The 11,937-nt window shown below is 60.2% G+C and carries 14 protein-coding genes and 3 pseudogenes; 9 read left to right on the forward strand and 8 right to left on the reverse strand.

From position 1 onward, the window contains the following. Together VMJ11_RS26970 and VMJ11_RS26975 are read right to left on the reverse strand one after the other, a co-directional pair. Positions 1–110: pseudogene (locus VMJ11_RS26970) on the reverse strand (glutathione S-transferase); the annotation flags it as partial. A gap of 19 nt (positions 111–129) precedes the next feature. Then, positions 130–756 (reverse strand): glutathione S-transferase, encoded by a 627-nt coding sequence (locus VMJ11_RS26975; protein ID WP_325623495.1) that lies wholly within the window; start codon positions 754–756, stop codon positions 130–132. A gap of 184 nt (positions 757–940) precedes the next feature. On the opposite strand from VMJ11_RS26975, the pseudogene VMJ11_RS26980 reads away from it, so the two are divergent. The 3 genes and pseudogenes from VMJ11_RS26980 to VMJ11_RS34345 all read left to right on the forward strand — a co-directional run. Next, positions 941–1,288 (forward strand): annotated as a pseudogene (locus tag VMJ11_RS26980) (nuclease-related domain-containing protein); the annotation flags it as partial. 973 nt (positions 1,289–2,261) lie between these two features. Then, the gene (locus VMJ11_RS34340) at positions 2,262–2,726 is read left to right on the forward strand and encodes a hypothetical protein (protein ID WP_349255979.1); all 465 of its coding nucleotides are present in this window, start codon (positions 2,262–2,264) and stop codon (positions 2,724–2,726) included. A gap of 119 nt (positions 2,727–2,845) precedes the next feature. Then, the gene (locus VMJ11_RS34345; protein WP_349255980.1) at positions 2,846–3,139 is read left to right on the forward strand and encodes a hypothetical protein; all 294 of its coding nucleotides are present in this window, start codon (positions 2,846–2,848) and stop codon (positions 3,137–3,139) included. A gap of 210 nt (positions 3,140–3,349) precedes the next feature. Here the strand turns inward: VMJ11_RS34345 and VMJ11_RS26990 are convergent, their stop codons facing one another. Beyond that, complete coding sequence (locus tag VMJ11_RS26990) at positions 3,350–3,757, reverse strand: Hsp20/alpha crystallin family protein (protein WP_325623497.1); 408 nt, start codon at positions 3,755–3,757, stop codon at positions 3,350–3,352. Positions 3,758–3,769: 12 nt separating this feature from the next. Next, on the reverse strand, positions 3,770–4,210 hold the full coding sequence (locus VMJ11_RS26995; protein ID WP_325623498.1) for an Hsp20/alpha crystallin family protein: 441 nt from the start codon (positions 4,208–4,210) through the stop codon (positions 3,770–3,772). Positions 4,211–4,458: 248 nt separating this feature from the next. Between VMJ11_RS26995 and VMJ11_RS27000 the strand changes: the two are divergent. Next, a pseudogene (locus tag VMJ11_RS27000) lies at positions 4,459–4,843 on the forward strand (hypothetical protein). A 229-nt stretch (positions 4,844–5,072) separates the two neighbouring features. Next, positions 5,073–5,246 (forward strand): hypothetical protein, encoded by a 174-nt coding sequence (locus tag VMJ11_RS27005; protein ID WP_325623499.1) that lies wholly within the window; start codon positions 5,073–5,075, stop codon positions 5,244–5,246. A 247-nt stretch (positions 5,247–5,493) separates the two neighbouring features. Here the strand turns inward: VMJ11_RS27005 and VMJ11_RS27010 are convergent, their stop codons facing one another. After that, entirely contained in the window at positions 5,494–5,787 is a 294-nt protein-coding gene (locus VMJ11_RS27010) for a hypothetical protein (RefSeq protein ID WP_325623501.1), read from the reverse strand. A gap of 27 nt (positions 5,788–5,814) precedes the next feature. On the opposite strand from VMJ11_RS27010, the gene VMJ11_RS27015 reads away from it, so the two are divergent. The 4 genes from VMJ11_RS27015 to VMJ11_RS27030 all read left to right on the forward strand — a co-directional run bounded on the left by VMJ11_RS27015 (position 5,815) and on the right by VMJ11_RS27030 (position 8,974). Further along, complete coding sequence (locus VMJ11_RS27015; protein ID WP_325623503.1) at positions 5,815–6,204, forward strand: hypothetical protein; 390 nt, start codon at positions 5,815–5,817, stop codon at positions 6,202–6,204. Positions 6,205–6,407: 203 nt separating this feature from the next. Next, positions 6,408–6,779 (forward strand): phosphonate transporter, encoded by a 372-nt coding sequence (locus tag VMJ11_RS27020; RefSeq protein ID WP_325623505.1) that lies wholly within the window; start codon positions 6,408–6,410, stop codon positions 6,777–6,779. After that, positions 6,776–8,116: a sensor domain-containing diguanylate cyclase gene (locus VMJ11_RS27025; RefSeq protein ID WP_325623507.1), complete on the forward strand. Its 1,341-nt coding sequence runs from the start codon at positions 6,776–6,778 to the stop codon at positions 8,114–8,116. Before VMJ11_RS27020 ends, VMJ11_RS27025 begins: the two co-directional genes overlap by 4 nt. Positions 8,117–8,182: 66 nt before the next feature. Beyond that, positions 8,183–8,974 carry an EAL domain-containing protein gene (locus tag VMJ11_RS27030; RefSeq protein ID WP_325623509.1) on the forward strand — a complete coding sequence of 264 codons (792 nt, stop codon included), beginning with the start codon at positions 8,183–8,185 and terminating at the stop codon, positions 8,972–8,974. A gap of 131 nt (positions 8,975–9,105) precedes the next feature. On the opposite strand, the gene VMJ11_RS27035 is transcribed toward VMJ11_RS27030, so the two are convergent. The 3 genes from VMJ11_RS27035 to VMJ11_RS27045 all read right to left on the reverse strand — a co-directional run. Then, complete coding sequence (locus VMJ11_RS27035) at positions 9,106–10,410, reverse strand: FAD-binding oxidoreductase (RefSeq protein ID WP_325623511.1); 1,305 nt, start codon at positions 10,408–10,410, stop codon at positions 9,106–9,108. Continuing rightward, positions 10,410–11,702 (reverse strand): FAD-binding oxidoreductase, encoded by a 1,293-nt coding sequence (locus VMJ11_RS27040; protein WP_325623513.1) that lies wholly within the window; start codon positions 11,700–11,702, stop codon positions 10,410–10,412. Before VMJ11_RS27040 ends, VMJ11_RS27035 begins: the two co-directional genes overlap by 1 nt. Before the next feature lie 69 nt (positions 11,703–11,771). After that, positions 11,772–11,937: DUF3138 family protein (locus tag VMJ11_RS27045; protein WP_325623515.1), on the reverse strand; the 166-nt coding region annotated here is incomplete at its 5' end.

Raw genomic sequence — 11,937 nt, forward strand, 5'->3', positions numbered from 1 at the left:
CCGTTGCCGATGTTGACTGGAACGACCGTGTACGGCAGTTCCATTTCTTCGAGGGCGACGCTGACCTTGCGGCCGTTCGGCGTGCCCCATGCGTAAAGCGTAATCGTCATATGGAGTGTTGGCGCGGGTTCAGGTCAGCGGGAAGTCGACGTACTTCTTGAAGCCCGCGCGGGTCGCGAGGCGCGAGTACCAGCGTTCGAGATTCGGCAGCGACGGCCGCTCGATTCCGTCGAGGCCGAACCAGCGCTTCGCATACGCGCCGATCACGACGTCGGCCAGCGTGCACTTTTCGCCTTCGAGGAAGAAACGGCCTTGCAAATGGGTGTCGACCAGCTTCCATAGCAGGGCCACGGCCTCGAGGTCGGCGGCGAGCTTCGCCTCATCGCGCCCGGCGGCGGGCGTGCGCACGAGGGCCCAGAACACCGGGCGCTCGGCAGGCTGCAGCGTGGACAGCGACCAGTCCAGCCAGCGGTCGATGCTCGCGCGCTGCTTCGGCTCGTTCGGATAGAGCGGGCTCGATGGTCCGTACTGCATCACCAGATAACGCAGGATCGAATTCGATTCCCACAGCACGAAATCGCCGTCGACCAGCGTCGGGATGCGGCCGGTGGGATTCATCGCCAGATATTGCGGCTCGTTGTTGCGGCCAAACTGCATGCCCGCATCGATGCGCTCGTACGGCAGCACCAGTTCGTCGCAACACCACAACACTTTTTGGACATTGACCGAGTTGGTGCGTCCCCAGATCGTAATCATCCGGCAAATCCTCTTTCATGGTTGGCAAGCCGCACGCCAGTGCGGCGTTCAACCGGTAACGATACACGATGCGGCGCGTGATGACCCGCTCGTCTGCGCGTGGCGACGCATCGGACAGGGTGCCTGCCGGAAAACCAGGTGCGTTGCATACAATGAGCGCACTCCGAACATGACGAGGCACCGCATGGCCCGCATTGTCCCCGACGACTGGAAAAATCTCGCCGCCACCGGCGCCGCCGTGCGCGAACGCGAAACCCTCGCGTTGCTGGAAAGCGCGTTGTCCGCCGATTACACCGTTTATCACGGCGTGCACTGGACCCGCCTCAATCAGGGATTCTCGGTGTTCGGCGAAGCCGATTTCGTGATTGTCAGCCCGTCCGGGCGCGTGATGATCGTCGAACAGAAAACGGGCTTTCTGCGCGAGACGCCGAAGGGGCTCGTCAAGGTGTACCTGCAGACCGAGCGCAATGTGGCGATCGCACTGGCGCGCATGATCGAGGGCATGCACCGGCGTTTTACGGCGGGCTTCGGCGGCGTTTCCCAGAATGCGAATTTTTTGGTGAGAAGTTGTCAATTTGGGCCTCGACGGCAGCCCCAGTCCTCGCGAGCAAGTGTCTCGGTCTACCACGCCTAGCCACCCGGCTTACTTCCGCCCGGCGGCGCGGCGTGTGGAGCGCAGCGGCCACGCATTCATACCTTCAAAATCAAATTTAGGCAAGCCGGCGAAGCCGGCGCGTCAGGCGTTCGAGTGTGTGCAACTCTGGTACCGCCCTCAGGGCGGCTGTCCACACCCTTGTGGTGTGGGCAGCAGAGTTGTGCACGCGGGGCGACTAGGTAATAGCTTCTGGTCTCCGTGGCGGTTGAGTGCTTTGGGACTAAATGGCGCAACAGGCACCCGCGAGCATCTGCGGCATGGACGTCCTGTAATTCACTGAATTTTAAGGGGAAATCTACTTGAGGCGAATGTCCATGGTTACGATGCATTTTGAGGTCAATTTGAACCACTCATGTCCACAGCCGCCTCAAGTGCGAATCGCGTTCTCAAATCTGAAGTGCAACACCCAGACTGTTTGCTTTAGGATTGGGTTTTGATTTTCTTGGGCGAACACATCTGGTTATTCCGTTTTTCGCTTCTCGCGTAAAGAGATTATCTGGGAATAACCGGTGCATCTCTCAAGCGTGCATCCGCCTACATGCCGCTGCGCAGCTGCTTACCAGGGGAGAGTGATGTTGGCGAGCGTGACGTCCGGTGAGAGCAGTAGAGTTCGGGTTCGAGGGCGTTCTCTTCGGCTGGAGCGCATCTCACACCTTTCCTGGTAAGCAAAGCTGTTTGGGGATTTCGGTGCTGCGGAGCGTGCTTCCCAGAGCTGCTGCGGTTCAGTCGGATTCGATAGCGGAGCGGGCCGTGCTGCTCCTTACTGTTGCTCGTCGCCTGCTGCGCGGGCAGTGCGTTTCCCAGCAGCTTGCCGTGCCGTGTACGACTGCAGCGCTCCCTAGGTATCGTCGTGACTGTTCGCCGCCCGTCGCGGCATTCTCCTTTTTTCACCTGTCACCCGATGTCCCCGTCTGCAAAGCTCCCCGAGGTTCTCACTCTTGCCGAAGTCCAGTCGCTGGCCGACACGAAGACCTTCGGGGGCGGCAAGGCCTCTTTCCACGATGGCGCCGTCTCCCGCCTGGAGAAGCGCGACGGCGCTGTTCACGCCAGCGTACGCGGCACGCATCGTTACCGGGTTGAACTCGCCGTCGATGACGATGGCGAACTCGCGTACGACTGCAACTGTCCTGTAGGGGACGATGGAGTTTTCCGCAAGCATGCCGTCGCTGTTGCGCTCTCCTGGCTCGAGAATTCCGGTGAAGAGGTGTTCCATGCCGGAGAGTCGGCTCCCGGGAAGTCGCGCAAGAAGAGGAAGACCTACGAGGAAGTGATTCGCGAATACGTAGCGAAGCTCGACAAGGATGCGCTTCAGTAATGGTTGCTCGAAGCCATCGAACGCGACCTGTCGTTGCGCGACAAGCTGCTGTTCGCCGCGCGTGCCGCGGGGCATCCGATTTGCCCGGCATGAAGGCCGCCGTCAGGCAGGCGACACGCATGTCCCGGCCACTGGACTGGCGGGAGGCTGGCGCATACGGCGATGGCCTGATGTCGCTGGTCGACATGCTGCACCAGAGGCTTTCCGGACCTCACGCCGCACAGGTGCCGGTCGCTGCCGAGGGCGGTACGCGCAACGCGCGATATGACGAGGCGTTCGAAATCGTGCGGGCCATCGGCATGCTGCGGGCGAGGCTGGATGAACGTGCGGCGTTCACCCGCGAACTGGAGGAGATTCGGGCGGCGTATCGCGCGAAGCGCAACTTCATCAAGCTGCTGGCCAAACTGTCCTGAAGCCGCCTGCAGGCCGTCTCGGGCAGATAGCCGTGCAGCGCGCCGCCGTCGGTATGCCCGCGTCCGCGCCATGTTGATGCAGTCTAGCTTAAAATCGAAAAAATTCGTACTCCTTTAGAAATTCGCTACAGTCGAGCGAACGTATCGACCCGACTGTAGCGCCTAAACATACCCGCTTTGCAGCGGCAATGCTCCTGATAGTCGATGGGCTCAGCCGACTTTAATCGCGATGCGCCGTGGCTTCGCCTCGTCGCGTCGCGGTATTGTCAGCTTCAGAACACCGTCTTTCAGCGCTGCTTCAATCCGCGACGTATCGAAGTCTTCGCTGACGTTGAACTGGCGCGAAAAATAAGGCACGCGAACTTCAGCGTGCGACAACTGAAGGGTTGACGGGACTGGCACCACAGATTCAGCCTCGATGGTCAGGCTGCCATCGTGGACTCTCACGTCCAGCTTCTCCTTCGAGACACCCGGGAGGTCAGCCCAAAGCGTGACAGCATGGCTATCTTCGACGATGTCGACAGCAGGTGACAGCGTGACGCGACGGCGGGCGTCGTCCGGTTCCGCGCGCGTGCTGGTACCTTGGTTGCTCTGTGCGATTTGCGTATTCTCACTCATCACGTCACCTCATTACTGAACCGTAATAGCACGGGGTTTGGACGCTTCACGTTTGCCCACCGAAATTAGCAGGCAACCGTCGACATAGCGTGCCTGCACCTTGTCAGGGTCGGCTTGCTGAGGCAGTTCGATGACCCGCCGGAAAGCACCGCTGAATCGCTCCTGGGCATACTGCCGCGTGCCCTCAGGCAACATTGCTTGCTGCGTCGCGCGTTCGCCGGCGATTGTCAGCAGCCCTTTATCGACGGAAATATCGAGTTTGGACGGTTCGACACCGGGCGCGAACGCGACGATTTCTATCGTGTCGTCGGTCGCGCCGATATTGATAGGTGGAAAGGTCCCGAAACGGCTTGAACGAAGGCTGGACGGCAAGCCGCCGAACAGGCTGGACATCTGGCGTTGCAGCCGGTCCAGTTCAGTGAAAAGGTCGGTTCCAGAGTAAAGGTCACCCATGTTCGCTTTCTCCTTTGGAGGCAAGGGAGCGAACCAACTCTCGCGCTTCAGTCCGGTTGTCCCATGCCGTGGATAATCAAGATTGAAACACGCAGCGCCCGCTGACGTGCGTCTGCGGGACCACCTGCGCTGTCACCAATCTAGGATGCTCCCAGCCGTTTTCAAGAGGCGGCGAACGAATTTTTTGGCCTTGAAAATGCGCCCGGAGCCCATATTGTTCGCGCACCGGTGTTCACTGGGAGACGACTATGGAATTCGATACAGAATGGAGAACGCTTGGCAGACACCGCATCAAGCTGCGCTCCACAAAAGGTTTTCCGACCGACGTAATGCAGCAGGTCGCGGAACTGGCGAGACTTGCTGTCGACAACAACATGAGCGCCAGAGCGCGCATTGTCGAAATCGTATTTCGACATGAAAAGGCGTATGACATCAGCGTCGGAACGACCCTGGCGGAAGACCGGCTTTGCGGACCTCAACTCGAAAGCGCCATTGCCACGGTGATGGGGTTGTTGCCGGAACAGGTCAACATCTTTGTCCACGCCGTCACGCAAGAGGAGGTCGACCTGCACTTCGGAGTGTACGAACGGATGCTGGCGGAGAAGCTGGGGGGCGGTACCACCGATACAGTGAGTGCCGCGTATTTGACTTCAGCTTTTATTCCGGATTGAAATACCGGCTAGCGTCGATATAAGATTTTTCATATTGACTTATGGAGTCATTTTGCTAGATTCCACTCCGAGTTTGGCAGGCGCGGGGCTTCAGACCGTCCCTTGCCGGATGCCCTCCCCGACCTTGTTCGTATCGCAATTGAGCCGGAGGATTAAGGTCCGTTTTCTTACTGTTTTTTAAGGAGAAGACGATGTCTCAACGGGACAGAGATGTAGTATTGAAATTTCAGCGTGTTGTGCGTAAAAGCGGGGCAGCTTTTCTTACGGCCAAGAAACATCTGCTAAAAACCTGGCAGGCAAAGAAAGCTCATGCCATGGAGAAGCTGTCGCGGCATAGTCGCGACGACGCACAAGCCAGCGGATGACTTGCGAAGGCTTTATTAAAGTGAGCGTCCAGGTACTCGCTGTTGCGGCGGGTACCCTTGGTAGGGCTTAAGCCGGCGCCGCCCGGGTGTGGCGGGGCGGGTTGCTCCGCGCACCTGATTTGTCTAGTCGGGTATTCGGCTCCGTCTTCGATGCCCTCGTCCACAATTGAATCCGGGTATCGACGAGGTAATACCGTTAGTCCGAGGATGAATGCTGCAGGGCACGACCAGAAATCGGCAAGTAGAGTCAACGCTCCTTAGCCCCCTTTGCCCGTACATTCCTCAACGGTCCAAGCATAGGCCGATAACGGTGGGCCGCGCCCTTGAGCGAGCGCGTCATTTGACTTGTGCCGCCAGGATTCGACTCGTGGTCTATGAGGATCCATCCTTCGGGGGTATCCAGCAGCATATCGATACGGCCTCTCAGTCGTGTTCCGTCAGGGCGGTTGGCTTCGACGCGAATCGTGCTGCCCGGCCAGCGCTGTTGCAGCCAGTCGAAGAACGCTTGTAGCTGGGCGACGACTGCGGTCTTGTCGACCACGTGTGCCATTCCCTACGCGCCGAGGGTGTGCTCGACGTCAGCGTCTTGCACTTTTCCTGTCGCGCCAGCGCATACGATACAGAGGTGCATTGCGTTTCCGCGCACATCCATTTCACTGTCGGCGGTGATTGCGACGCGGACGCCAACCGGTTCGGACTTGACGACCTGGAAGAGACCACCTTCGGCGGTCGCTCGGTCGGTACTAGAGAAGCGGCGCACCGCTTACTGGCGCCGCCACGTGCCAGCCACATTTCGATTGCTCCTGCGCTGGTGGCACGTCAACTTTATTCGCGTTCCAGGCTCCAGCTTTTCGGAGAAGAGTCCACCAAGGCAGCAATCCGCTCGAAGCGCACCGATTCGCGTGCGAGTGGATTGAGGCCACTGGCGCGGCATCCGCCGCCATGTCCAGGCATCTAAGCTCATAGTTCACTTGTGGTTTTTGGACCAACTATCGAGCGTCAACGCTAAAGTTTTATTTTTGCCGGTCGATAACATGTCATGTGGGATTGCATCCTGCTATTCCAGCTTGCCGGTATGGTTGGGTGGCCGGCGCTACGTGATGATTGGCCAAATGGTCGGACAAATTGGACTTGGTGGACTAAGGCCAGGCAGGGGAAAACATGAACAATGAATTTGAAGCTGCGCGGATAACAGAACTGGCTGGATTGGATGCCGAGCGGTTGGATGTATTGCCGTTTGGGGTTATTGGATTCACATCGGATGCGATTGTCACGCTGTACAACGCCACCGAGTCGAGAAACGCGGGATTGAGTCCGCAGCGAGTTCTGGGGAAGCATTTTTTTGAAGAGGTTGCGCCGTGCATGAACAACTTCATGGTCGCGCAACGCTTCGATGACGAGGACGAGCTCGACGACGTCGTTCCCTACGTTTTGACCTTGCGTATGCGCCCGACTCCGGTGCGGCTGAGACTGCTGAAGGCGCCGGGCTGCGCGACGCGGTTTGTCCTGATTGAACGGAGAGCGACAAATTGAGCGCGCTGAACGCGGACAAGAATGACCTGGAGTCCGAGTACGAGGCGTTGCTCTCGTTCATGTATCTATCGCCGGTCGGGATTGTCCGCAGCGACAAATCAGGCCGCGTTGACATGATGAACCCTCTTGCCGCGCAGCTGCTCATGCCTCTGGTAAAGGGTGGGGATATCGAGAATATTTTCGACAGCCTTGCGTCGGTCGCCCCGGAGCTTCGTAACCTGGTGGCTAGTTTCGAGGCGGAGCGTGGGCCTGTGTGTGAAAACCATCGGGTGTTCGTAACGCCGGCGAGGGATGACGCTGTCGTTCTCGCATGTTCCATCATCAAGGTGAGTGTGGACGTGTTGATGATGGTTTTGACGGACATCTCGCGGCAAGTTGCCGCTGAGCGTCGAGCGCGACAGACCGAATCATGGCTCGCCGGAATTTACACCAGTGTCAACGACTTTGCGTTTTTTACTCTTGATGCTGAAGGTTGCATCGACAGCTGGAATCCATCGGTTGAACGCTTGACGGGCTTCGGTGAGATGGAAGTCGTCGGGCACATGCTGTCGCGTTTTTATGCCCGCGACGAGATTGTTTTGCACCGTTCACCCGAGCATATTGCGTTGACGCGCGACGAGGGTTGGCACGTGGAGGAGTTTTGGTGCGAGACGAAAACGGGTCGGCGCTACTGGGGGCAAGTTCTCGTTGCTGTGCTCCGTGAGGATGATGGCGATATTTCGGGGTATTCGGTGGTCTTGAGGGACGTCACTGAACGGAAGATGCACAGCGATAACCTCGCGCGTCTGCTTACGACGGACCATCTGACCGGCGTGACGAACCGTGCTCACTTCTTTGAAATTGCGGAGTCGGAAGTGGCGCGTGCCCAGCGGCATGACCGAGCACTGTCGCTAGTTATGGTGGATGCCGACCACTTCAAGCGTATAAATGACACGGCCGGGCATCAGGCTGGTGACGACGTCTTGAAACGGATTGCGGACGAAGCGAAGGCGCTGCTACGAAGCTCCGACACTGTCGCGCGACTCGGTGGTGAGGAGTTCGTTTTGATGCTGCCGTCTACGACGACCGCAGAGGCAATGGTGGTCGCGGAGCGACTGCGCGTCGCCGTCGAGCGAGCACGCATTGACACGGCTGTCGGACAATGGAAAGCGACCATCAGTCTTGGTGTAGCAAGTCTCGGTGATGCAAACCCGACGCTCCAGGACCTGTTAGCCGCCGCTGACCGTGCTCTCTATGACGCAAAGCGGGCAGGGCGAAACTGCGTGCGCGGCGGCGTTGCCGAAGCAAAGGATGTAGCTTTTTCCGACGGCGAAGAAGGCAAAGCAGTTCGCATCTGACGGCTGCTGGGCCACGGGGCCAATAGATGCAATCCCAAACAGCAAATAACGGCGGCTTATAGACAGATGAACTCTTTCAAAATCCGTAGCCATGACGAGGTGGCCGGTCAATCGAAAAGATGTTCTGGATGCAAGGACACAACGCCTTTGCCCGTCGAGATAGATTTCGCATTTCAGCCAATCGTCGACATGAGTGCCAGGGCTGTGTTTGCATGCGAGGCGCTCGTGCGTGGTGCGAACGGGGAATCCGCGTATTCCGTGCTGTCGCAAATCGACGATACAACGAAATACCAGTTTGACCAACACTGCCGCCAGACGGCAATCGCCAGTGCAGCCGCGCTAGGTCTTGACGCGTTCCTCTCAATCAATTTCATGCCCAACGCCGTCTACAGGCCGGAGGTCTGCATAAGGAGCACCCTGGACGCCGCGCAGACACATGGCTTCCCGATTGAAAGAATCATATTCGAGACGGTCGAGGGGGAACATCTGGCTGACCGCAGTCACCTGGTTCAGATTTTCCGGGCCTACAAAGAATATGGTTTCCTGACCGCAATTGATGATTTTGGAGCCGGCTACTCGGGACTCGCCCTCCTGGTGGATTTTCAGCCCGACATCATCAAGCTCGATATGGGGCTTCTCCGCGGCATCGACACCGACCCGGTGCGTCAGCGCATCGTGCGAGGTGTCATATCAATGTGTCACGACCTCGGCATCCGCGTGGTCGCGGAAGGCATCGAAACCAAAGGCGAGCGTGACTTCTTCATGGCACATGGTGTGAGCCTGATGCAAGGCTACTTTTTCGCCAAACCGGCTTTCAAGTCAATTCCGACAATCGATGAAATGTCGTATTTCGCATAACGGTAAACTGTCACATCAAGGCTGCGGTATCGCCGCAGAAAACTGGTACGCACTTTAACCCCACTGGCTCTGGGTTTAATCCCAAAGTACGGGCTTTAATTCCTCTGCCTGCGGACTGACTACTTCCCGCCTCAGAGCATCTCCATCACACGGTGATAGAGCATGCCGATTTCGAGCGCGGGCCGCCGCCACGTTGGGCCGCCGGGAAAGCGCGCGTGCCGCAGTTGCGCGAACAGGTCGAACGAGGCGTGCTCGCCGACAATGGCCTGTGCCACGAGGCGCCCTGTAATGCCGGTGAGCGCGACGCCGTGCCCAGAAAAACCTTGCACGTAGAAATAATTCGGATCGATTGCGCCGAAGTCGGGCGCGCGGTTGCGCGTGACGTCGACGAAGCCGCCCCAGGCGTACTCCACGCGCGCCTGCGCAAGTTGCGGAAACACCCCCCTCATGCGGGCTTGCATCGCTACCGCGAGCTGCGCGGGCGCCGCACCCGTCGAATCGGCTCGACCACCGAACAGCATGCGGTTGTCGGCAGAAACGCGGAAGTAGTCGAGAAAGAAGTTGTTGTCGCACACGGCATAACGTTGCGCGATCAACGAATCGGCCAGCTCGTGCCCGAGCGGCTCGGTTGCGATGATGTAAGACGCAATGGGCGCGATGCGCGCTGCCACGGCGCCTGGCAACACGCCGCCCGGCGCGGCGTTGCAGCACGACACCACGAAGCGGCAGCGCACTTCGCCGCGTGCGGTCTTCACGACGGGCTGCGTGCCTCGCACGACTTCGAGCGCTCGCGTATGCGCGAACAGTTGCGCGCCTTCGCGTCGCGCGGCGGCGGCGAGGCCAAGGCAGTACTTGAGCGGATGCAGATGGCCGGAAACCGGATCGTAGACACCCGCCAGATAGCGCTGCGACGCCACGCGCGCTCGTGTGGCGCCGGTATCGAGCCATTCGAGGCGGTCGTAGCCCCAGCGCGAGCGCGCCGCGTCCATCCACGCGCGCAGGTCGGGCACGCGCTTGGCCTTCGTCGCGACGGTCAGATAGCCCGGCGTGAAATCGCAGTCGATGCCGTAACGCGCAATGCGTTCGCGCACGAGGCTCACGCCCTCGATGGAGAGCGCCCAGGCCGCGCGGATGCCTTGCGCGCCGAGCTGCTTTTCGAGCACTTCGTCCTTCGCGAAGCCCACGAGCGTCTGGCCGCCATTGCGGCCCGAGGCGCCCCAGCCGGGGCGGTGCGCGTCGAGCACGACGACCGAAAGGCCGCGTGCGCGGCACTCCAGCGCAACCGAGAGCCCGGCGAAGCCGGCGCCTATCACGCACACGTCTGCCTCGAGCGCGCCTTCCAGAACGGGATCGTCGTCGGCGGGGCGTGTGGCGGTGGCTTCGTAGTACGAGTGACGGGCGAGTGCGTCCGCCTGGGCATCGAGGTCGAGTGTCATCAGAGCAGGTCCTTCATGCGATACCACGCCATCGCGAGCACGAGGGCAGGGGTTCGCAGTGTAGCGCCGCCCGGGAAATCGCGGTGACGAATCTTGCCGAACAGGTCGAAGCGCGCGGCCTGCCCGTGAATCGCTTCGGCAATCAGTGTGCCGGCAAGCCCCGTGGTGTTGACACCGTGGCCCGAGAAGCCCTGTGCGAAATACACCGTGGGCGAGAGACGGCCGAAGTGCGGCGCGCGGTTCATGGTGATGTCCACGTAGCCGCCCCACGCGTAATCGACCTTGACGTCGGCGAGTTGGGGGAACGTCTTGAGCATGTCGCGCCGCATGGCTTCGCCGAGATTGGGCGGCGCGAACGTCGAGTAGCTCACCTTGCCGCCCCACAGCAGGCGCGTGTCGGGCGCGGGCCGGAAGTAGTCGAGTACGAAACGGCTGTCGCATACGGCCGCCTGGGCTGGCATGAGCGCGCGCATGCGTTCGGCGCCCAGCGGTTCGGTGGCGATCACGTAAGTGCCCACGGGCATGATCTTGCGCGCGAGCGCGGGCGCGAGGTCGCCCAGGTACGTATTGCATGCGAGCACAACGAATTTCGCACGCACGTTGCCGCTCGCGGTTTCGACGACATGTGCGCCGCTTTCTTCGCGCAGGCGCGTAACGGGGCTGTTCTCGAACACATGCACGCCCGCCTCGACGGCTGCGCGCGCGAGACCGAGCGTGTAGTTGAGCGGGTGCAGATGGCCGCTATCGGGATCGTAGAGACCGCCTTGATAACGCGAGGACTGCACGTAGCGCCCAACGCCATCGCGATCCACGTACTGGAAGCGGTCGTAGCCGAAGCGCCGTGCCGCTTCGTCGCGCCAGCGCTTGAGTGCATCCACGTCGCGCGCCTTGTTGGCGGCGGTGAAATAGCCTTCGGTGAGCGCGCAGTCGATGCGATGCTGCGCCACGCGGCGCTTCACGATATCGAGCGTTTCGAGGCCCATGTCCCAGATCTGCTGGACTTCGGCTTCGGGCATGAACCGCGCGAACGTGTCGATATCGCAGGCAAAACCGCCGATCAGCTGGCCGCCGTTGCGCCCGCTCGCGGCCCACCCCACCCGCGAGGCTTCCAGCAGCGCGACGCGGTAGCCGCGCTCGGCGAGATTGAGTGCGGTGGAAACGCCCGTGAGGCCCGCGCCGACCACGCAGACATCGGCGTCGAGCGCGCCTTCGAGCATGGGGTGCGCTGTGATGTCATTGGCGGTGTCCGCGTACCACGACGGGGCATGTTGCTGATTGGCGAATTTGAGCATAGGGAAAGCGTAGAAAAAAAAGCGGGCAACGGCCTGAAACCTTGAAGGCCGCCGCCCGCCCCAACCTCATCAGAACGAGTAGATGAACTGCGCGCCCAGCAGGTCGTTGCTCTTGCCGTACGAACCGTCGTCGTGCAGGAACACACGCTGCGTCGCCCAGTCGTGGCGATATTCCACCTTCACCTGGATCTGCTGCGTCGGATAGAACAGCAGGTCGAGCGCCACGTCCTGGCGC

This window comes from Paraburkholderia sp., from assembly GCF_035501035.1.
GTDB lineage: Bacteria > Pseudomonadota > Gammaproteobacteria > Burkholderiales > Burkholderiaceae > Paraburkholderia.